The sequence below is a fragment of the Ruania albidiflava DSM 18029 genome, assembly GCF_000421225.1.
GTDB classification, from domain to species: Bacteria; Actinomycetota; Actinomycetes; order Actinomycetales; family Beutenbergiaceae; genus Ruania; species Ruania albidiflava.
Genome location: NZ_ATWL01000014.1, coordinates 68159 through 89709, shown reverse-complemented (window position 1 = coordinate 89709; position 21551 = coordinate 68159). Strand labels below are relative to the sequence as shown.

The window sequence follows — 21551 nt, the reverse complement described above, 5'->3', positions numbered from 1 at the left end:
GTTCACCCCTTGTCGCCGAACTCCACCCCGAGCGCCCCTTCGGCTGTGAGGTCCGCGAGCAGCCGGGCGTAGGCATCCTCGTAGGCTCGCCCCAACCGTTCGTCCCACTCGGGCACCAGCGACGGCGGCCTACCGGGGTTCTGAGTGATCTCACCGAAGACGATGCCCCGGTCCGTCTCGTAGAAGTCGATGCGCTGGATCGGTCGCCGGATCGCCTGGGAGAGCACGCGTGCAGCCTGCACCACTCCCTCGAAGTCCTCCGGCGCGGTCACGTCCCGACCTGCGCTGATCAGGGCCCGTACGTGGGTCAGCTCGGTGCCGTCGGGGAGGAAGGTACGGAGCCGTTGCTCGGTCTCCCGCGCCCGGGACCAGTCACCAGTGCGCACCTCGATGAACGCGGGCTCACCGTAGAAGCAGAACACCTTGATGTCGTGCGGCATCTGGCCGGGCTCGCCACCCTTGGCCTGGAGGAACTCCTCGGCGATGTACACCGAAGCATCCTGGTGCTTCTTCCACAGCTTGGCGGTCACCTCCTGGATGGTCACCGGCTCGTCCACCATGCGGTCCACGAAGCCCTCATCTGTGCGCTCCAGCGGGAAGACGCTGATGCCGCCACCGCCCCTGCTGGACTTGAGCACGAATCGATCCGGCAGGCTGTCCCAGTCGACCGCGTCCGGATCAGGCCAGCGCCCGAGCTCGAGAGGGACAGCCACGCCGTGCGCGGCGGCAAAGGCTCGCCCAGCGGTCTTTGTGTACAGGTCGAGGATTGGTTCGCGGAGCCCTTCACGGATGTTCACGCCGGTGGTGTTCGCCCGTCGGTGCAGCCGTGCAGAGAGTGCATAGGAGGGCTTGCCCGGGTCGGTCTCCAGGTTGGCCGCCCCAGTCGCCTGCCGTTCTGCCGGCGACTTGGCCTCTTCGGTGAGCACGGCGATCTGCGCCCGCAGCTCGTGATTGCCGTCCTGACGCTTGGCCAGGCGCTCCTGGAGCGCAGCCAGGCGAGACCGGGCACGCTCGATGCGGACCTTGCGGGATGGTCGCTGAGCGGCGGAGGTGGGCTCGCTCGTCACACTGTCTCCTCGTAGCTGAAGGTTCCGCCGGGCACCCTGTTGTCCAACGCTCCTACCTTGTACGGCTGCATCAGCATCCGGGCGTGGCCACTGTCGAACGCCTTGCCGAGGCGCTCATCCCACTCTGGCGTCAACACAGGGATCCGCTGTGGGTTCACATCGATCCCGACGAGTACAGGAGTTCCGTCCCGCTTCTCGCACCATCTGATCTGGACATAGGGGCGCGGAACGTACGTCGACAACGTGCGGGATGCGCGTACGAGCCGGCGAAGCCGGGCCGGGGCGGGGATCTCGGGGTCATAGCGGACCCCGGGGCGGATGTCGCCCGGATCCTCTCCCCCCGGAGTGAGGTGGCGCACCTGACCTTCCGCCCAGAGCTCCAGCAGCGGCGTCCGGCCCTTGAAGGCATGGACGACGACAGTGGGCACTGCAGCGGGGTCCACCTCCGACCGCACGCCATGAGACCGCAGGAAGGCTGTGGTGCGCTCCGCGTCGGCGAACAGCGCACCAGCGCCGTCGATACCGGCGACAGGGTCGTCCGCCTTGCCGTGCACGCGCTGCATCATCCGGGCACCGGCGACGAGACTGGCCACGCCGTTGGTCTTCTCCACCTTGAGCCGTGGCAGCACGCGCTTCCCATGTTGGGCACCGAGGATCTCCTGCAGATGCAGACGCTCGGCCTTCAACGACTCACGTTCCTGGTCGGCAGCGGCCAGCTCTGCCTGCACCTGTGCGATCTGGGCACGAAGAGCACGCAACTCTTCGATGCTTCCAGGCCGGACCGGGACGGACGCCGTGCTGAGCTCCGACTCGTCGGCCCCTTCCGAACGGCGCTCAGCACCGACCGTCTCGACCTGAGCCGACTCCGCCTCCGCCGCCGGTGAAGGCTGCACGGCCCGCCGTACGCGGCGACCGATCCTCACGAGGAACCCGCTGCCCTTGTGGTCCTGCTGCATGCGGTGATCATTCCACACCAGCCTGTCGCTCTCACGATCTTCACCACCGCCGCGGCGTGATCCTGCAGTCCCGGTGCGCCCACGATCGCAGTGCGGGAACGTATGCTGTCCCTCGGCCCGTTCCATGAGCTGGCCGAAGGCGAGAGCACCTGGCCCCAGAGGGAGTACGGCAATGACAGTAGACGTAGTGGTCCTCGGATTGGGATACGTCGGATTGCCGCTCGCGCACGAAGCTGCGCGGACCGGCCTGACCGTGGTCGGATTCGACATCAACTCCAACGTCGTGGACGGATTGAACGCAGGCCACTCACACGTGGACGACCTTTCCGACGCCGACATCGCGGAGATGCGTGAGGCCGGCTTCCGGGCGACCAGCGACGAGAGTGAGCTGACAAGGGCGAGCACCATCGTCGTCTGCGTGCCCACACCGCTGGCCAGCGACGGATCTCCGGACCTTGAAGCGGTCACCGGCGCCATCCAGACCGTGGCGCGGCAGCTGCAGCCAGGGCAGGTCATCATCTTGGAGTCGACCACCTGGCCGGGGACGACCGAGGAGATCGTCCAACCGCTCCTCGAGGAGACCGGCTTCACGGCCGGAACAGACTTCCATCTGGCGTTCTCACCCGAACGAATCGACCCGGGCAACCCCACGTACGGCATCAAGAACACCCCAAAGGTCGTCGGCGGTGTGACCCCGACGTGCACCCAGCGCGCCGCTGACTTCTACCGTCAGTTCATCGACACCGTCGTGCCAGCCAAGGGCAGCCGCGAGGCGGAGACCGCCAAGCTGCTGGAGAACACCTACCGGCACATCAACATCGCTCTCGTCAACGAGATGGCTCGGTTCTGCCATGAGCTCGGCATCGACCTGTGGAACGTGATCGACCTGGCCGCTACCAAGCCGTTCGGCTTCCAGGCCTTCTACCCTGGGCCCGGTGTGGGCGGGCACTGCATCCCGATCGACCCGAACTACCTGAGCTACACGGTGCGCACGCGGCTCGGCTACCCATTCCGGTTCGTCGAGCTGGCCCAGGAAGTCAACTCCGGGATGCCCTTGTACGTCACCCGCCGCGCACAGGACATCCTCAACGAAGACGGCAAGGCACTCCGGGGTGCAAAGGTGCTGCTGCTGGGAGTGACCTACAAGCGCAACATCGCCGACCAGCGCGAATCACCCGCAGTCCCGTTGGCCGAAGACCTCCGGGCCGGTGGTGCGAACGTCTCCTATCACGACCCGGCGGTCGCCACCTGGAACCTGCCGGACGGTGACCTGGAGCGCGTCCCCGACCTGGAGAAGGCCGTCGCCGACGCCGACCTAGTGATCTTGGTGCAGAACCACACCGCCTACGACGTGGAGAAGCTGGCGACGTTGGCGCAGCAGTTCTTCGACACACGCGGTGTGACTACCTCATCCGGTGTGCACCGGCTGTGAGAGCGGCGTGATCACACCGCCCGCCCCGATCCTGGCCGACTACCCCGACAGCACCGCCGTGGCCGTCCTGGATCCAGGTGGTCAGCTGATCATCGACGAACGCGCCGACCAGGACTGCCTCCCCGGCTCCACGGTCAAGCTGATGACCGCGATGGTGGCGCTCACCCTGTTCGACGACCTCGAGCGGGAGCTCACGGTCGGGGCCGGTGACCTGCGCCGGGGCTCAGGGAAGAACCTCTTCGCCGGCGACACCCTGACGGTGTGGGACGCGCTGCACGACCTGCTGCTGCCCTCCTCGAACACGGCTGCTGCTGCCATCGCACGCCCCGCCGGGACCCAGCTCTCGGTGAAGCGTCCGATCACGGCGTTCATGGCCGCGATGAACTATGAGGGACGCCGGCTGGGCCTGCGCCGCACCCGGTTCAGCAACGCCACCGGACTGTACCGGAAGGGGATGTCGATCACCTCGACCGCCCGCGAGATCGCACACCTGGTCCGTGCGGTCAGCAAGGACCCGGTGATCGCTCAGGTGTGGTCGAAGAAGACCTACCAGATGAGCGTCGGCGGCCCACAGGCCCGCACGGTCGATCTCGTCTCGACAGTCCCGGAGCTCGGTCCCCGAGTGCTCGGCGCCAAGACCGGCAGCACTCCCACCGAAGGGGTCTATGCCGCCACGGCACTTCTGGACACCGGGCACAGCGTGGCCGTGGTCGGCACCAGCAAGGACGACCGGTGGGAGATCCTTGCCGACACGGTCGGGCGCCTGCCCACGCATGTGGCCACCGAGATCCCGCCGTCCAGCGCACTGAGGACGGTCGAGTGAGCACGTCGGGTGCGCGGCTGCAGCTGCACCGCCGCCGTGCCTACCGCTACCTGATGCCGTTGAAGCGTCCGTACGGCACGGCCCGCGCGCTGATCACCGAGAGCACCAACTTCATCGTCCACCTGTACGGCAGCCACAACGGTGCCGCCGTGGAAGGCGTGGGCGAGTCCCAGCCGCGGCACGAGCTGACCGGTGACGGTGCACCGGACAACCGCTCCGCCTGGGCATTTCTGCACTCCGCTCTGGTGGCCCTGGAAGGAGCGGAGCTCGACCTGACCACCCGGACCACCGCCGTCGACGGGGTGCGTACCGTGATGGCCGACCTGGACCGCCTGGCCCAGCGAGAGGCCGAGGAGGTGCACGGGCCCAAACCGTTCCGGGGCACCCTGCTGGGTGTCGAGGTGGCCCTGCTGGACCTGGCCGCCCGAGCGATGGGGCTGCGGATCTCCCAGCTGCTGACCGAACGGCGCAGCCGAGCACGGATCTCGATCGCAACGATCTCTACCACCGCCACCCTCTCCGAGATCGGCGACCGGGCCGCCCGGCAGAAGCGCTTCCCGATCACCCGGCTGAAGGGCGACGGCTCCCTCGAGCACAACCTCGCGCTGCTGCGGGCGGCCGCCACGGGGAACGCCGCCGCCGGCCGGCCCAAGCCGCTGTGGATCGACATCAACGAGGCGATGGACCTGGATGCCGCGAGCGAGTTCGTGCGCGCCGCAGCGGCACAGATGGCCGCCGGGGAACTACCAGCGGAGCTGATCGTCGAGGGCCCGCTGCCCCAGGAGGACGGTGTGCAGCACGCCGACCTGCAGCGGGTGGCCGACCAGGCTGTCGCGGACCTGGACGCAGAGCAGGACCTGCGTCTGCAGATCATGGCGGACGAGAACATCTGGGATGCCGGAGACCTGAGCGAGCTCCAGGCGCGCGGCGGATGCCGGGCGATCAACATCAAGGCCCCGAAAGCGGGCGGTCTGCTGCCGAGCCTCGACCTGGCCGAGGCCGCGGTCGCCGCCGACCCGCAGCTGCGGCTGTGCATCGGCGGCATGCTCGGCACCAGCGAGCTCACCGCCTGGGCGTTGCACAACCTCGGCAAGTCGATGCCGCGGATCGACTACATGACCACAGTGCCGCCTCGGAACGTAGCCGCGACGATCGCTGACCCGCCGTCGCGGTATTCCGCAGCGGGGAGCAACGTGATCGCCCTCCAGCACGAGCCAGGCCTCGGCACCCGGCTGCTCCCGGAGGTGCTGGCACCGTTCGTGCAGGACGAGCACGACCTCGACGATCCGGCGCACCATCCGGTCGGCAGCCCGGCGGCCACCGACGTGTCCGGGCTCGACCTCGCGACGCTTCCCGACCTCTTCGGCGGTCGATGGCTCACGGCGCCCCGGCCCGAGAGGCGAGCCGGTGGCGGCACGTTCCTGGTCAACGACATCGAGCCCGGTCAGGTGGTGTTCACCATGGAGACGGGCGGGTGGGCGGACTCGTTGCGGCGACGAGCCGGGCAGTCCCCGCTCACCACCGAGGAGGTCGCTGGACGTGCCGCAACCGCCGGTGCAGCAGCGGTAGTGACCAGCGCACCGACTCTTCGGGCGGACCTGCCCGTGCTCACGGTGGACGACCCTCGCCGGGCGTTGTGGGCCTTCGGTGCGCATGCCCGGCAGCAGTATCCCAACCCGGTGGTGGCCGTCACCGGAACGGCCGGCAAGAGCACCACCACCGACATGCTCCAGCATGTGCTCTCCGGTACCGACCGGGTGCACTCTCCGACCGGGAACTGGAACACGATCGACGGCGTCTCCCTGACTCTCGCTGGACTGCTGCAGCCCTCGGACATCGCCGTCCTGGAGATGGCGCACGTGGGCTTCGTAGGCTTCGGCAACTGGTCCACCCCCGAGATGGCCCGACCGGACATCGCGGTCGTCACCTCCATCGGCCAGGCGCACGCTGACCTGGATGCCACGTTGGAAGGCACCGCCCGGCTGAAGGCAAGGATCTTCCGTGGACTGCACGGGCAGGGCGTCGCCGTGCTGAACATGGACACACCACACTCGGACCTCCTGCTGGCTGAGGCCACCGCGCACGCCGGTCGCGTGATCAGCTACGGCCGGCACCCGGAGGCCACCCTCCGACTGGTCGGCTACGAGCCCGCCACCGGTCACGTCCGTGCTCGGCGCGGCACTGAGGAGATCGCCTTGCGCCTGGGCGTGCGCGGTGAGCACAACGCCCTGAACGCGCTGGCCGTGCTCGCTGTGCTGCACGCGCTGGGTCGCTCGGAGCAGGACTATCTGGAGCGGTTTGCCGAGATCCGACCGCTCAAAGGCCGCGGCCAAGTGAAGAAGACCCGTCTCGACGACCGGCGTCTGACGATCGTGGACCAGTCCTACAATGCCAACCCTGCCTCCATGCGGGCTACGTTGCGCGACTTCGGGGAGCGTTTCCAGCGTTCCCGGCGCGTCCTGGTCCTCGGCGACATGCTCGAGCTGGGAACCGACGCGGAACAGCTGCACACCGACCTGCTCGACGCAGTGCTCGGCGTGCGCCCGGACCGGGTCTACCTGGTCGGGGAACACTACTCCGGCCTCTGGGAACGCCTACCGACCCAGCTCCGTGGTGCCCGGGTTCCGGCCGCCGAAGACATGGACGTCCACCTGCGCCAGGACCTACGCAACGGTGATGTGCTGTTCGTCAAGTCCTCCCACGGAGTGGGCCTGCACCGGTTGGTCAAACGGCTGCAACGGGGAGAGCTGCACGTGCCCACGAGCACCGGAGACGCGACGTCGGCTGGTCAACGTCCCGCAGTCCGCCCCGCGGATGCAGCCGCCTCTGTCCCCTCTGACGAGGGTGGTGGCGCGGCACTCGGCTTCTGGAGTCGACTTCGAAGGCGCTGGACCGCCCACCGGCACGAGGGCTGACACAGCAACAGCAATGGCCGGCTCCGCGCCGTGCCAGGTGTAGGGTTCCCTGCGTGCCGAGCAGCATCATGATCGAGCGTGCGAGCATCTGCGAATACTTCACCGCCGGTCCGACACCTTTGGTCCGACAACGTCAAGCTCGCGCCAACCTCGCCATCCAGGTCGACGCCACCGTTGACGGCCAGGCCGTGACAGGAACAGGTGAATGCGTCCTGCGCGCGAACTCTGCCGAGGTACGCGCACAAGCGGTGCGCTACATCACGGAGGCCCTCGACCGCCTGGTCGGTTCCGGACACACGATCCCGGTCGCAGGCGACATAGCGGGCTCGCTCGCCACGCTCGTGGCCGCCGCCCGGCTGCCTGCTGGTGGGTCGCTGCCTCCAGGAGAACGTCGCCGCTGCATTCTTGGGCTTGAGTCGGCGCTCCTCGAGCTCGTTGTCGACCGCGGGCTTGCCGCCACCCGGCTGGAAGGGCGTGCGCAGGTCGCACACCAGCTCGACGGGGCCGCTGTTCCCGCACCGGACGGGTCCGGGCCGACGATCTACTACCTGCCGTCCACAGGCGATCTCGACGAGGACCTGAGACGGATGAAGCGCACCCGGCTGATGAGAGCGACGCACATCATCGCGGTCCCGGAATCAGCTCCCCACGACGCCCTCGCTAGGTACGTAGCCCGACTGGCGAAGCTGCTGAAGCGTAGGTCCGGCACTCGGCTCGTGCTGGACTGCTCAACCCGAGTCAAGGACCTCGAGCACGCTGAGAAGCTGCAGTCGCTTGCCGATGAGACTCTCAACGGCCCGTTCTCCCGCATGGCCGGTGAGGTTCTCATCATGGTGGGCTATGGGGTCCGCACCATCGAGCGGCTGGAGCAAGTGACCGCGCGCGGCCTCCGCGCCATCCACTTTCGCTCGGCACATGTAGGGTCTCTGCTCCGGTTGCACAAGTTCGCCGACCTGATTCGCAGCGACCACCCTGACTGGTTCGTCGCGGCAAGTCCGCCCCGTGGCGGCAGCCCTCTGAGCAGCGTGCCCTGTCAACGTGCTGCCATGCTCTCGAACGCCGTCGACGCATTCATCCCTGACCCGGCGCCGGTAACCGCTCACGTCACGGTAGACGTCGGCGGCTCGACAGGTTCCGACGTCGGTCAGCCGACGCCGGTTCGGCTCCGCTACGACGAGCTGATCCCGATGGCGGGCACCTATGTGCACCTCTCACAGAACGGCGACGACCATGTCGAGGAGCCGCACCTCTACCCGGATGAGGCTGATTCTCTCGGTCTGGCTCACGACGCGCTCCGCAGTAGTCTCGTGCAGCGCTCTGCCTTGGCGCACGGATTCCGCACCGTGCGCTACTCCGCAACGACGTTCACCGCGACCTCCCCCGGGCACCAGCCGCTGCTGTTCGGAGCCAGTGCCCGGTCCCCTATCTCGAGCCATCCTGCCTACGCGATCGCTGACGGGCACAAGGGTGCTGCCCAAGCCCTGCTGGAACGATCCGGTGCTCCGGTACCTGAAGGACGCATATTCGACATCGACGACGAAGAGGGCGCACTGGCCTATGCCCACGCTGCCGGGTATCCGCTGGTCACAAAACCGGCAAGCGGCACGGGGGGCACGGGGGTGACGCTGAACATCCGAGACGACGAGCAGCTGCTCGAAGCGTTCGCGACCATCCGCGACTACCCCCGGTACGCCAAGGGAGATGTCCTGGTCCAGCGGCACCTCCCCGGTGACATCTACCGCATCGTCGTCGGTGATGATCGGGTGCTCGCCGCCATCCGCCGGAGGCGCCCGCTCGTAGTGGGCGATGGCCGCCGATCCATCGCCGAGCTGATTGTCGCCGCGAACAGTCCGCGTCGTCTGAACCCACGACTTCGCAACGCGCCGATCACGGCCGAGGCCAGCGAACGCTTCTTGGGTCACCAAGGCTGGTCGCTGCGGGACGTCCCGTCGCTCGGCGAGCATGTCTATCTCGGGACAAACGCCGACGGCGCCATGTGGGGCGACTCCTTCGATGTCTCCGACGAGCTCCACCCCTCGATCGCGACCGCGATGGTCAGCGCCGTGGCCGCGATACCAGGGCTGAACTTCTGCGGGGTCGACGTCCTGATCGAAGACCATCGGATACCTCTGGCAGACCAGCAGGTTGGGATCTGCGAGCTCAACTCCTGTCCCGAGCTGACCACCCCGGAGTTCCCCGTCTACGGACCTGGTTGCGCCTCTGCGCACGTGTTGTTCCGCGGTTCTGCAGAACGCGACGGCATCGATATCGGCACATCTGGTCGCACGCTTCGCGTTCGTCTGCATGCTTCGGGCGTCTCCGATCCGCAGCGCTTCGTGACCTGGCTCGTCGAGCAGGCCGCTGCGCGTGGGGTCCACGCCGATGCTGTCGAGCGTGGTCCACAGACGGGCAGTGCGGATCTGTCCGGAGGCCTGGTTGCAGTGACCTCGTTGTGCAGCCTGGCGGTGAAGGGACCGAAGGGAGTGCGGGTCGGGCGAGTGGAGACCGAACCGATCGTCGCCACGGCACAGTCACCGGCGGAGACTGCATGAGCACCCCATACCGCCACAGCATCGCCCTTCTTAATCTCGCAGCGTTGCAGGCTCAGCTGAGCACGACCATGCTGCCCGGGGAGATCCTGCTGGCCTCAGGAACCCAGGCAGGGCCGACGGTGGCGTTCACCCGAGGAATCCCAGCAAGCACCACCCAGGGCGCGGCTGCCCTCCTCAGTGAACGCGACCTGACGCGTGCTCTGCTCCGCGACGCAGGTCACGACGTTGCCGACTTCGGAGTGTTCCTGCTCAGGTCCGACCGTCGCCCCGCACTGTCCTGGGCGGAGAACGCTGGCTACCCGGTGAGCGCCTCGCCCGTATGGACAGTCAAGGAGTCCCCGCATGTCACAGACTCGGACGAGCTGGTCATGCAGATCGAGGCTGTGGCACGGCTTGCCAGCAGACGATCGCCCGGGCCGACACATCCACGCGCACGCTACCTAGTACAGAAGATCGCTGGCGCGCGCAGGATCGAGCTCAGCATCGCCCACGGCGAGGTCATCGCTCGACTCATCGACAACGAACCAGCGACGGCCGACGATCTGCACCCAGACCTGGAAGAGCTCGGTCGTAGCGCCATCCACGACGTGCCCGGCCTGAGCGTCGGACGGGTCTGGTTCGCACTCGACGATCCGAGACACCCGTCCGCCGGCGAGTGCAAGGTGCTGGACGTGAATCCCCGCATCACGTTCACCAGGCTTCTACAACGAGACGAAGCCGCAGCCCACCATGCTGCGACACGCTTGCTACAGCTTGAGGCGGATGCTCAGGGATTGCACCTGCAGAGCAGGTCCACGTGCCCAGATGCCGTACTCACCATCGGCGGTGTGGCTCTGCCCGAGCGTGCCGCTGCGCAGGTCACGCAATTCTGCAGGGCGAACTTTCCCGCCCTGTCTGTGACGGCGGACTCCTCGTCTGAGATCCAGGTCTCTTCTACTGGCGACGCCGAGTCGCTGGGAACCCTGCAATGGTCCCTCATCCAGGGCCTGGTCCCGGGGGTCAGGCCGCTCCATGTCTCGATCGACTGGCTTCGCTGACGCCATCGCCTGTGCTCAGGTAGAGAGTGCAGTACCGGGAAACATCGCGGTGACGATGGCAGCCGCGACATCCACCTGTCTTCCCTCCCACGGAAAGTGGTGCATCGAGATCAGGGGGGGCACCGTTGAGCTCGATGATGCCCAGACCTCCGTCTTCCTCCTTGCGCGGCACGAGAGCATCGATGCCCAGGACGCCTGCGCCAGGCACGGCTTGTGCTACGCGTTCCATCACCTGCATCTCCTCGGCGGAGATCTCCGCCGCCGCTTCGACGGCATCGGCTCCGACGTGGAGGTTGAGCGTGTTGCGGAGGAAGACACGCAGCCCGGTGCCGGGGACGCTGGAAGCACGCATACGCTGTCTGGCTAGGACCTTGAGTTCTGGTTCGCCCAGCTTCAAGGGCTTGTGCACTGGGCCACGGTCTTGGTTCTTGGCTCGGACGAGTTCTTCCACGGTCGATCGACCGTCCCCGACCACGCTGGCAGGACGTCTGTGGATCACACCGACGATCCTCCCTCCAACGGCCAAGAATCGGAACTCCTTCCCGACCTGGTGCTGCTCGACCAGGACCGACCCATACTCTTCGGCCACGGACCGGAATGCTCGAACAAATGCAGATCGCGACCGCAGCGCGACGTGAACTCCGGCGCCGCGTTTGGCATTCCGCGGCTTCACCACTGCCGAGCCCAGCGGCTCCGCCCACCACCAGTGCCGCCGGTTGCCGCGGATCAACCGGACTCCACCGTTGGGGCCGAGCCGCTCGACCTCGATCCCACGGGCCAAGGCTTCTCGGACGATCACGCGGGTATTCCACCCGGTCACACTCAGCCGGAGGTCGCGCATCACGTGCGCTGACTCATCCGTTGCATCGTTCATGGCTGCTTCCGCTCAGCTCGGGCGGACCACCGCGAGCATCACCCGTTGCTCGTCGATCGAACCGTTGAGCATCTCGTTGACCAGGTGCGCAACGATACCGGCGTCGCCGGATAGCTTCGCGTAGACCGTTCCCGCAGTCTGGTCGACGTCGGTGACCTCGGCCTGCAGCCCCCGGGCAGTGGCGGCCTCGACGATAGCCTGGCCTCCCTCCGTGGCGTCGGGTAGCGCGTGTGCTTCCAGTGTCACGGAGACGGACGGCCGCGGCTCTGGAAGACTATGTCCCTCAGCCGTGGCGTACCGGCGGACCAGGTCCTCGGCGAGCTGCTCCGCCCACGTGGGATCCACCCGCGCCTGAACCCACAGCGCCGGACGTTCGGAGAGCTCCACGACACCAAGGTCCTGTTCATCGACCGGCCGAACCGGGTTCTCCACCACGAAGTCGATCGCCGCCAGACTCAGCCCGGGCAGCGCGGCCACCGCGCGCAACGCGAGCTCGTTGAGACTGGGATGGGTCTGCCCGAGGATCTCGGTGCCGCCGATGAAGCTCTCGTCAGTGGGCACGCCCTCGCACTGGATGATCGAGCGCACTTCGCCGTCACTGACCAGCACGCGCAGATAGGTACCTTCGAGCTGCTTCTCCACCATGAACATGTACCCGGGCGGCACGACGATCCGGCCGTTCTCCTCCCCGGGTTCCCGTAGCTCGGTGAGCCCGTAGGCAGCACGGCTGAATCCTGGGCGCTCGGACGGTGGGGTACGCAGATAGTCCAGCGCCGCGTCGATACCGCCGGAGCTTCGAATGTTGCGGAAGGTCTCGATGCCATTGTCACCGACGGCTGGTTTGACCAGGACCGGGTAGCCCACCTTCCGGGCGAATCGCTTGGCGCCACTGATACCTCGGCCCATGGTGAAGGTTGCGGACCGCGGGACGGGGACCCCGTGACGCTCCAACAGACCTCGCTGCATCCGCTTGTCCTGCGCATACGTCACCGGACCGAGCCCGCTGCTCCCAGGGATTCCGTGGACGAATGAGAGATCGACACCGTTCCTAGCCGGTGCGTAGACCACCTGGCGCGGATAGACCTCGACGTCCAGACCCGCTCGCAACAGTGCACGCAGTGCTAGGACGCCGTCGAACTCCTCGTGTGGTGCGATCTTCTGGGAGAGGGTTTCACTGGACACGGGCAAGCTCCTGGGGTGCGCGCTGGACGATGCTGAAGTCAGACGTCGCCGGACGTTGGACATGCTCGGTGGTCACCGAGGTCGGACGGGCTCGGGTCGGGCCCAGGACTGCCGCCGCGGCGAGCGCGCTGGCGGCCACCGTCTCGCCGGCGATGACCACCTCGACGCTGCGGCGGCCACGGTTGCGCACCCAGCCGGTGACACCGTAGGTCTTCGCATGCCGGCGCATCCACTCCCGATAGCCGACGCCGGTAACCCGTCCACGGACGACCAAGCGCAACGACAGCTGCTCGGCGGGCTTCTGCCAGACATCGAGGTCATAACGCTCGATGCAGGCATCCATGAACGTACGAGCGACTTCGCGCGGCTTGCCATAGGTGGGGTACTCGCAGTTGCCGATCGCCGCATGGGCGTTCAGCTCGCAGATCCCGGCCTCCTGCTCGGCGAGCGGCTTGCGATGGTCTTCCAGCAGGAAGTCCACGCCGCAGAACGCCAGACCTGGAATGGCCTTGACCGCTGCTACGCAGGCTTCGCGGACACTGGGGTGCAGCTCGTCCAGCACGTCCACGGAGTCGCCGCCTTGGGAGAGGCTGCACGAGTTCGACAGCAGGACTCGCTCGCCCGCGGGTGGGACCGACTCCAGGGTCAGGCCCTCTCGGGCGAGCTGGTAGCGAGCAGCCGGCCCGAACAGGATCGGCCGGCCCCACAGGTGCGGGTTCAACCGGCGGGTAGCGTTCTTGCGGATGATCAGCTCGGCCACATTGTGCACGCCGTCACCGACCACCGAGGCCGGGTCGCGGAGAATGGCAGCGATCACCTCGTCGCCCACCACCACGATCCGGTAGTCCTTCCCGGAGATGTGCTTCTCGACAATGAAGTCCTGCTCGCCGAGCTTGCTCTGCCGCAGCTGGTCGAAGGCGAGATCTAGCTCGCTGCGATCCTGGATGCCAGCAACGACTCCGATGCCGCGCACCCCCATCGCGGGCTTGACGACTACTGGATAGCCGAGGCTGTCGGCGAAGGCCCTGGCTGTCTCGAAGTCGCCGTTGCGGAACGTGCGGCCCCGAGGAACGGGGACCCCGGCGCGCCCCAGCCGCAACCGGGTCGCTTCCTTGTGCGTGCACAGGGCGAGCGCGGAGGCGCTGGACAGCGGAGACCTGCTCCACTTGAACAGCAATGGTTCATGCACACCGTCGTTGGCCACGAAGGCGCCCTTGGAGAACCGGATGGTGGACATGCCACGGGAGAGCGCCTGGCGCTCCATCATGTGTCCCTTGGTCCCGTTCGGACCGATCGGCTGCAGGAACGGCACCTCGCTGTAGGTGTTCGGCTGCCGATCACCAATCGCCTGCTCCGGAGGCACCACTGCCAGGTCGTTGACCGCGTCCACGATCGTCTCCCACGGCATCGCGATGTCGAGACCTTGCCCGTCCACGACATCCGGTTGCTCGCCGTGGTGGTCGTGCGTGATGACACCCTGCACACCAGGGAGCGCGGCCGCCAGGTGCTGGAGCGCCGCAGCTGCTATGGGGCCTCCCAGCTCGACGTCCGAGATGTACAGCCGCTGTGCCGGGGCGTACTTCAGGTCTCGGGCCATCCCTGCAGCGGCAACCAAACCACCAGCAGCCGCTGGCCGCACCACGACCACTCGTGTCCTGCGACGACGCATCAGCAGGCTGCTCAGCCGGCGCGCTACGCCGACAACATCGGTTGCGATGGTGACGCGGACCGGATGCGGTGCGCGTTCGACGATCTCGTCCACCGCACGAAGCAGTGCTGGGCGCCGACCAAGGTCTCTGAACCGAAGTGCGCGACGAATGACGATCTCGTTACCGATCTCGTGCCGCCCGGCAGCGCGGACGACCGCGCGTATGCGCCGCAGCGCACGGGAGTAGGACAGCTTCCGTTGGAAGTCCAACCAGACTGGCAGGTCGCCCGAATCGTCACCCGACCGCGCCTTGAGGTCATCGATCAGCTCGGCGGTCGTTGTGTTGCCCGCAGAAACAGGCTGGATCCGGGCGACCGGCGCCGGCTCGTCACCCAACAGGCTCGCCACTGAGATCCCCAGGCCGCGGGCAGCAACGTCCAGCAGCGCAGTCTCCACGCCGTACAGGGCCCCAGCCATCGGAACTGCGCCCTCGATGACTCCGGCGCGCTCGGCTGCCTGCTTCATCAGGCGACGCGCCGAGCGCTTGTCCAGGCCGATACGCGGACGCCACTCTTGATCCCGCGCACGCGCGCGGCGGGATAGTTCGGCCATCACGCTGGCGATGGACGCCAGAGCCGCCGGCTTGCTACGACAGTCGATCGTGCGCCCGTGGAGCAGCTCCAGGCACTCCGTCAGGAACTTCCACGAGTGCTCCGTGCGGTCGCCGGTCTCGCGCCCACGAAACTGTGCTTCGCCGAGGCCACGGATCATCGCCTCGTCTGGGCCAGACGCATCCACGACCACCAGAGCATTCGTGAATCGCCGACGCCGCCCACGCGGCGCATCGTTACCAGACCGATAGCTGATGGCCTGCAGCCGGTCCAACGTGACCGAATCAGCGTGCGCCATGGGTAACCTTCCTCGTTGCTGTGCCACCAACGTGGCGCTCGTTGCGGATGTAGTCGACAGCTGCGTCGGCCAGCGCCGTCGCGGAGTCCCACACCGGGACTGCGACGCCTGGCGGCGCTGGGCCGAGGACCGCGGAGATGTCGGTGCAGCCGTAGACGATGGCTTGTGCCCCTCGGTCCACCAACATGTTTGCTGCCTCGACCAGCACCGTCTGCGCTCGTTCCAGGCTCCCGGCCTTCACCAGTCGGATGCCTGCTGTCGTCGGATTGTCCTCGCCAAGATCGGTGAGGTTCATCAGCTCGTAGCCGTGGTCGACAAGGCGGTCGTAGACACCCGACCTTGCGGTACCGTCGGTCGACATCAAGCCGATCCGCGACACCCCACCTTCCCATGCCCTCACCTTGTCGGCTACGGCGTCGACGATGTGCAAGATGGGCACGTCGGCAGCATGTTGCATGTCGTTGAACCAGTAGTGCGCAGAGTTGCACGGGACGGCTATGGCACTGACGCCGGCGCTAGACAAGAACTCGACACCGTGCACCAGCGCTGGCAACGGATCGGCACCAGCGGCGACGATGGCGTCCGAGCGGTCCGGTGTCGTCGGGTCGGAGTAGACCAAGGTCGCAATGTGCTCCTGGTCTCGGCCAGCAGGAGTCCGTGCAGCCAGCTTGTCCAGGAAGTCTGCGGTCGCCGCAGGCCCCATCCCACCCAGCACGCCAAGGACCGGGCCCGCCGACGTAGGCATCACTCTCGTGGACACTCCGTTCACACCGGTTCCTCGATCGCGACGGGCGGCGGCTCGTCACTGAGCTCAGTGCGAACACCGCGCTGTGCATAGAAGGCGCGAACTCGTGGATCGGTGAACAGCGGCTGGTGGGACTGCAGCACGTTCACCCCCGTGTTGATGTTCGCCTCGAGCACGAGCGGACCGTCCGGGCCGATCACGATGTCCCAGCCGACGTACTCCATGAAGGAAAGTACGCGAGCCGAGTGCAGGATGAGCGCACGCGTCTCCTCCCAGTGCGGCAGCACCACACCGGCGATCTGGGCGCCTGTGTCCGGATGAGTCTCGAACCATTCCTTGACGTTGCTGTCGGGCAACCTGGTCGCTCGTGTCAGCCGACCAGTGTCCAGGTCGATACGCGCGCTGAGCCCTCCCCGGCTCCAGTTGTCCGACGGAGCTGATCGCCTGCAGCCAATCCGCTGCACTGCGAGCGCGATGAAGGGCTCGTTGTTGTTGTTCACATCGAGCATGGTGAGCGCTCGTACGGTGTTCACCGAGGACGGGAAGAGGGCGGAGACAGCTGCATGTTGCTCAAGGCCCCGTTCGATGATGAATGGCCGGTCCTGCCGGCGCAGAAGTCCGATGGCGTCCGCGATGGGCAGCACCTCGCCGTTGACGCGCATCGCATCCGCCGAGGTGCGTGTCAGTGCAAAGATGTTCTTTCCCTCGGCACCGGCCAGGACCTTGAAGAACACTGTCTCTCCGACCGGCAGAGACGTCAGGTATGTGCTCAGGTGGATCTGATCGTCTGCTGGGAACGGATGCACTGCCCCACGGGAGTACAGACCGAGGAGCTCTGGCGACCGTACGTCCATCGCGCGCAACAACAAGTGGGTCGTGAACTTATTGTTGATCACGTCCTGCAGACGCGGGTTGACCATTCGTTTCGTGCGAAACACCCGTTGCAGATCGGACACATACTTGCCGTGCTCATTATGGTCCAGGTCATAGAGCACCGAACTACGAGACAGGAACCCCTTCAGCCACCACCGCGGCCTACGCATGCGCAATGCGACGGGCCACTGCCGTTCTTTTCGAAGGAGCTTGCGCAGCTCGCGCAGCAGCATGCGACCAGCACGATACTTGCGCCGCATCCTGCCTAGGAACGATCGCACGCGACGGAGTCCCGCGGCCCCCGCCCGGCGCACGCCTGTGCCTGTGCCCACCATTCTCCTAGTCCAGATCACCGGACGCAGTCCGCTGCGTGCTCAGCTCCTCAGCAACGTCGAGCGCCTCCCCGAGGAGACTCGACGGATCGCCCGGCCCCCTTCGGATCGTCGTCGCAGAAGCAGGTTGGAACGCTTGCACGACTTCAGCGATACGACGACGCAGGTAACCAGACTGCGCCCGAGTATACGCCTGCGTTGTGAGCCTGCGGACCACAAACGTCTCCACTACGATGCCAAGCCTGTCCCCTTCTGTGAGCCATGTCGTCGGCGCAAGCACCACAGGCCGGAAGGCATTGCTGATCACAGCTCGCCGGCGTATGGCCAGCAACGTCTCACCTGCAGCGATCGAGGGATCTGTGACCACGAAGAGCGCTGTGGGTCGTCTGTTCGATATGGGAGAGGGAGGAGTGGGCAGCTTCGGGATCTCGGTCCGCTCGATCAGCAAGGCGCCGGACGGTGCGAGCCGATCGAGAGTCTGAGCGTGCAACGAACGCGCCGCGTGCTTCGACAGCAGACCGAGCCGGACAACGAGCCGTGGTGCACGTTGCCGCAACAGGTTGATGCCCCGTTGCGTGAGCTCAGAGACCGAACGCCCCGAATGGGCGACCACACCGTTCGACCGCTGCACCGGCTCACTGGTGCACCATCGCTGGTCTTCGCGTACTGCACGGTGCAAGGGCACTGCAGGAGGCACGGCCGACAGGACAGTATCAGCGTCCCCGAGCACCACCACTCGCCTGATGCGCGGATAGGTCTCCAGGATGCCCTGAACACGTGCACGGACGTACCGGTGACGTTCACGGGACGACACGTCGTCAACGACGTCGGGAATGGTCTCGATGTCGGCGATGGCTCTCAGCTCTTCGGTGACCGCGGCAGCCGGAACGAGCAGGAGCGCCGAGGCCACCCCGTCCGGGTCGCTGGCTCGATGAAGTTGCCGGACCTCGGCGACGCCGAGCGAAGCGCGCGGACGAAGGTCGACGATCAGCGTCTTCGTCTCGTCCGCAGGCAAGGCTTCCCATGCCCCATCGTCGTCCGCCCCACCGGCCGGCCGCGGCTCCGGTGGCCCGATGAGCGCAGCGAGACGGGCAGCGTGCGCGTCATAGCTGAAATGGGCCCGTACGTGCTCCACGGCGCGGCGGGACTGTGACGTGTAGGCGTCGTGGTCGATACTCATGCGGTCGATGATCCGGCGAACTTCGAGTGGTTCAGCGTAGACGCAGGCTGGCCCGAAAGTCGGCTCGAACAGGGGATCGACAATCGTGACGGCGCCGGACGCGGCACCTTCGAGCACTGTCCGTCCGAAGGCCTCGATCAGCGCCGGGTGATGGTAGTAGACGACGAAGTCTGTGCGACCGAGGAAGTCGGCTGCAGCGACAGAGTTGAACGGTAGGTCTATCCAGTTCTTCGGCAAGTAGCCGAGCACATCCCGTGGAGCCTCGGTACCGCCGAGCACCTGCACCGTGTATCGCTCATCAGCAGGATAGGCTGCGAGCAGGGTCTGCCGATCGGCCGGCCACTTGCTCCAGTGCCCTCGCGTGTGGCGACCGATCACAGGATGGTCCCCCGGAGCGTGGGAGCGAGGGGTGTACCAGGCGTCCGCGTCAACGATGTTCGTCCAGTCGTGGTCGAGCATCGGGATCCGGGGTTCGAAACGCGTGAGCGCCTTGCGCACCGCTGGCCCGATGGGTGCCCAGACAGGTTCCGTGTCCGTGAACCTGCGCGCAGCGCGGTGGTTCTCCATGACGTCGTAATAGGGCGCGTGCGCCCGCGGATCGACGGGAACCTGGTTGACGACGATCAGTACCTTGTCCGCCGTCACGTGCGGCAGCCAGGGGGGCATCGCCGTCAGGACGCTGGGGTGACGGATGACGAGGATCTTGGCATGCACCGGGCCATCGAGCACCAGGTCGGCCATACCGGACTCGAGCAGCGAGCGGATGCGGGGAGCGAAGGGGACGCCTGGACGCTGGATCGGCGAGGGGATGTGCAGCAGGGCCGTCCGGTATCCCGCGCGCGCTTGGGCGGTGACCTCCTCAACGATGCTGGCCGTTGTGCCACCAGGAAAGCGGAGATCGGTCGCCATGAGCACATCAACAACTCCTGGCGGCGCACTCATCCGTTCTTCCTCCCAGCGCATGGCACAAGCGTCAGCGTCTTCACGCTAACGGGTGTCGACCCTGAACTGTCGGAACCTGCCGAGCAGGTTGCCCCTGCCGCGCAGCCTCTCCCACAGTCGTCGATGCAGCGTACGAGACTCCGGCACGGGCAAGCCAGATACTGCTGCGACAACGGCTGTATCGCCGACGTCACTGACCGCGATCACCTGGGCCGCGCCCCATCGTGACCTAGCCAGGTCCAACGTCTGTGCATCGGCAGTCAGGACATGTCTGCAGATGGCTGCAACCGACGAGTCAAGATCGCTGGGCCGCACAGCGACGAGCACGATGTGCAGTCCACGGCGCTCGACATCGACCAGCACCTCCAGCAGGTCACCAGTCAACGCAGCTGGTCGGCCCAGCGAAGGACCGTGCAGCACGACCGCGTGGGCACGACCCGCACGCACGGGCCATATCGGGCTCTCCTCGGGCAAACGGACGATGCGGGAGGGCCACGCCTCGCTGGTGCTCATACGAGCTCCTGTACGTCCAGGTCACGCATCAGGTCTCCGTAGGCATCACACCACAGGCTGAGCACAGCCAGACCGCGGATCAGATGCTGGCCCGCGGTTGTCGCCAGCAGCCCTCGCCAGTACTTCGGCCCGGCCGTCATCAGCGAGGGCGCCAGCAGGTCGCGCACCGGCTCTCGAAGCAACAAGGCACGAAGGTGCCGAATGGCCTCCGTAGAACTGATACGTCTCGGGTGGGGTCGCGGCCACGGGACCTGCGCCTGGGCGGTGGCCAGCCTGCTGAGCGCCGGATCGATCGCACCGATGAGCAGCGGGTACAGCCTGTCCTTCGCATGCGCCTGCGGCCGCAGCCGTAGTGCGGCGGAAACCACGTCCGAGCGCAGAAACGGGGTGGCCACCGGACCGGTCCGGGCCATGAGGGCATGTGGTGCGAGACTGATTCCGGGAACGGTGCGGGTCAGGTATGCCGTCAGGGTGTGCCCATAGGGGTGCTCGAGGAACCGACGCACTGTCGGTTCTGCGTCTGCACGGATCCGGTCGGCGAGCGATCGACCGACACCCGGCCGAAACACTCGCTCGGCTGCACCCAGGTACCGGGTCACCCCAGCCATCCGGTTCTCCACGAGGGGCTGTCCTGCGTGATCGTCTGAGAATGAGCTACCGATGAACAACCCGCCACCGAGGCCGTCGAGGACTGTCGGACGCATCTGCTCAGGTCGAAGGCGCTGTGCGGCCAGGACCGCACGTGCGAGTGGCACCAACCAGATGTGGAAGGACGTCTGGTAGTCGGCGGCGGCCGCGAAGTCAGCCAGGTCTGCACCGAACTGGGACCGGTCGGGCATCACGATCTGATGAGGGACGCCAAGATGCTGTGCCACCTGGGCCGCGACGAGCTCCTCCATCACCGTCCCGGTGTCCGAGGAGGTGGTGTAGGCCTGGAGATCAGCATCAGCAGACCTATCGTTCGCGACGGCCAGGAGCAGCCGAGAGTCCCAGCCGCCGCTGAGCATCGAGAGCACAGAGCCGCTACCGACTAGCCTGCCCACGGAGCTGGTCACCGCCCCGGCGAGCTCCTCTGCCGAGCCGGCGCCGGGTTCGAGGTGCGGCCATTGCCACTCGAGTGTCCGCCGGAGCGGCTGGTGCGGATCGAGGACGAGACGCTCCCCCGGTCGGAGACGATCGATGCCCCTGATCACCGTGCGCCCGCCGAGCGGGCCGCTGCCCGCCACCATCTCGGCCACACCGTTCCAGTCGGGCGCTGCACCACCAGGTTTGGTGCGGACCAGTGCGTCCAAGACAGAACTGAAGGTGACCTGGTCATCCTCGACCTCGACGTACACCGGGACGGCACCGGACTGCGCACTCTGGATCAGCACCGTGTCCCGGTCACGATCGAGCAGAAAGGCATCCGAGATCCCTTCCTGGCCCTCCACGGCCGCCGGTGCGTGATCCCACAGGAGACGATCGCCGCCCCGCTGCAGCACAGCACCCCGACCATGAACGGTGAGCCCTGGTGTGGTCAGGACCGCAGGTACACCGCCCAGTAGCTGAGCCATCGCTCGGACACGGTCACC

15 protein-coding genes are annotated in these 21551 nt (G+C 66.7%); 5 read left to right on the top strand and 10 right to left on the bottom strand.

What is annotated here, in order from left to right:
• Positions 1–2: 2 nt before the first annotated feature.
• Together K338_RS0115165 and K338_RS0115160 are read right to left on the bottom strand one after the other, a co-directional pair.
• Positions 3–1067 carry an ATP-grasp fold amidoligase family protein gene (locus K338_RS0115165; protein ID WP_022919018.1) on the bottom strand — a complete coding sequence of 355 codons (1065 nt, stop codon included), beginning with the start codon at positions 1065–1067 and terminating at the stop codon, positions 3–5.
• A complete protein-coding gene (locus K338_RS0115160) occupies positions 1064–2149 on the bottom strand; it encodes a hypothetical protein (protein ID WP_157612508.1) in 1086 nt (361 codons plus the stop codon). Before K338_RS0115160 ends, K338_RS0115165 begins: the two co-directional genes overlap by 4 nt.
• A 46-nt stretch (positions 2150–2195) precedes the next feature.
• On the opposite strand from K338_RS0115160, the gene K338_RS0115155 reads away from it, so the two are divergent.
• The 5 genes from K338_RS0115155 to K338_RS0115135 are packed head-to-tail and all read left to right on the top strand — an operon-like array spanning position 2196 to position 10782.
• Positions 2196–3455 (top strand): nucleotide sugar dehydrogenase, encoded by a 1260-nt coding sequence (locus K338_RS0115155; protein ID WP_027286892.1) that lies wholly within the window; start codon positions 2196–2198, stop codon positions 3453–3455.
• A 7-nt stretch (positions 3456–3462) separates the two neighbouring features.
• The gene (locus K338_RS24690; protein WP_169579570.1) at positions 3463–4278 is read left to right on the top strand and encodes a serine hydrolase; all 816 of its coding nucleotides are present in this window, start codon (positions 3463–3465) and stop codon (positions 4276–4278) included.
• Positions 4275–7193, top strand: a complete 2919-nt coding sequence (locus K338_RS0115145; protein WP_022919014.1) for a Mur ligase family protein — start codon at positions 4275–4277, stop codon at positions 7191–7193. The genes K338_RS24690 and K338_RS0115145 overlap by 4 nt, the downstream gene beginning before the upstream one ends.
• 53 nt (positions 7194–7246) lie before the next feature.
• On the top strand, positions 7247–9745 hold the full coding sequence (locus tag K338_RS0115140; protein ID WP_022919013.1) for an ATP-binding protein: 2499 nt from the start codon (positions 7247–7249) through the stop codon (positions 9743–9745).
• Entirely contained in the window at positions 9742–10782 is a 1041-nt protein-coding gene (locus K338_RS0115135; protein ID WP_022919012.1) for a hypothetical protein, read from the top strand. Before K338_RS0115140 ends, K338_RS0115135 begins: the two co-directional genes overlap by 4 nt.
• Here K338_RS0115135 and K338_RS25680 read toward each other — a convergent pair.
• From K338_RS25680 to K338_RS0115095, 8 genes are all read right to left on the bottom strand, one after another.
• The gene (locus tag K338_RS25680) at positions 10745–11656 is read right to left on the bottom strand and encodes a hypothetical protein (RefSeq protein WP_157612507.1); all 912 of its coding nucleotides are present in this window, start codon (positions 11654–11656) and stop codon (positions 10745–10747) included. The genes K338_RS0115135 and K338_RS25680 overlap by 38 nt on opposite strands.
• Before the next feature lie 12 nt (positions 11657–11668).
• Complete coding sequence (locus tag K338_RS0115125; RefSeq protein ID WP_022919010.1) at positions 11669–12838, bottom strand: ATP-grasp domain-containing protein; 1170 nt, start codon at positions 12836–12838, stop codon at positions 11669–11671.
• Positions 12828–15395 (bottom strand): acylphosphatase, encoded by a 2568-nt coding sequence (locus K338_RS24685; RefSeq protein WP_022919009.1) that lies wholly within the window; start codon positions 15393–15395, stop codon positions 12828–12830. The genes K338_RS0115125 and K338_RS24685 overlap by 11 nt, the downstream gene beginning before the upstream one ends.
• Entirely contained in the window at positions 15382–16140 is a 759-nt protein-coding gene (cuyB, locus tag K338_RS23105; protein ID WP_022919008.1) for a cysteate racemase, read from the bottom strand. Before cuyB ends, K338_RS24685 begins: the two co-directional genes overlap by 14 nt.
• 20 nt (positions 16141–16160) lie before the next feature.
• Complete coding sequence (locus tag K338_RS0115110) at positions 16161–17246, bottom strand: sugar-transfer associated ATP-grasp domain-containing protein (protein WP_169579569.1); 1086 nt, start codon at positions 17244–17246, stop codon at positions 16161–16163.
• 106 nt (positions 17247–17352) lie between these two features.
• A complete protein-coding gene (locus tag K338_RS24680) occupies positions 17353–19488 on the bottom strand; it encodes a glycosyltransferase (RefSeq protein ID WP_157612503.1) in 2136 nt (711 codons plus the stop codon).
• Between the two features lie 24 nt (positions 19489–19512).
• On the bottom strand, positions 19513–19980 hold the full coding sequence (locus tag K338_RS0115100; RefSeq protein ID WP_022919005.1) for a hypothetical protein: 468 nt from the start codon (positions 19978–19980) through the stop codon (positions 19513–19515).
• Positions 19977–21533, bottom strand: a complete 1557-nt coding sequence (locus K338_RS0115095; RefSeq protein ID WP_169579568.1) for an asparagine synthase-related protein — start codon at positions 21531–21533, stop codon at positions 19977–19979. Before K338_RS0115095 ends, K338_RS0115100 begins: the two co-directional genes overlap by 4 nt.
• Between the last annotated feature and the right edge of the window lie 18 nt (positions 21534–21551).

What these genes read in the sequence shown, in the direction of transcription:
- K338_RS25680 (WP_157612507.1), bottom strand. Translation starts at nt 11,656, where the DNA reads ATGAACGATGCAACGGATGAGTCAGCGCACGTGATGCGCGACCTCCGG.
- K338_RS0115100 (WP_022919005.1), bottom strand. Translation starts at nt 19,980, where the DNA reads ATGAGCACCAGCGAGGCGTGGCCCTCCCGCATCGTCCGTTTGCCCGAG.
- cuyB (WP_022919008.1), bottom strand. Translation starts at nt 16,140, where the DNA reads ATGCCTACGTCGGCGGGCCCGGTCCTTGGCGTGCTGGGTGGGATGGGG.
- K338_RS0115155 (WP_027286892.1), top strand. Translation starts at nt 2,196, where the DNA reads ATGACAGTAGACGTAGTGGTCCTCGGATTGGGATACGTCGGATTGCCG.
- K338_RS24685 (WP_022919009.1), bottom strand. Translation starts at nt 15,395, where the DNA reads ATGGCGCACGCTGATTCGGTCACGTTGGACCGGCTGCAGGCCATCAGC.
- K338_RS0115095 (WP_169579568.1), bottom strand. Translation starts at nt 21,533, where the DNA reads ATGGCTCAGCTACTGGGCGGTGTACCTGCGGTCCTGACCACACCAGGG.
- K338_RS0115160 (WP_157612508.1), bottom strand. Translation starts at nt 2,149, where the DNA reads ATGGAACGGGCCGAGGGACAGCATACGTTCCCGCACTGCGATCGTGGG.
- K338_RS0115135 (WP_022919012.1), top strand. Translation starts at nt 9,742, where the DNA reads ATGAGCACCCCATACCGCCACAGCATCGCCCTTCTTAATCTCGCAGCG.
- K338_RS0115110 (WP_169579569.1), bottom strand. Translation starts at nt 17,246, where the DNA reads ATGCTGCTGCGCGAGCTGCGCAAGCTCCTTCGAAAAGAACGGCAGTGG.
- K338_RS24680 (WP_157612503.1), bottom strand. Translation starts at nt 19,488, where the DNA reads ATGCGCTGGGAGGAAGAACGGATGAGTGCGCCGCCAGGAGTTGTTGAT.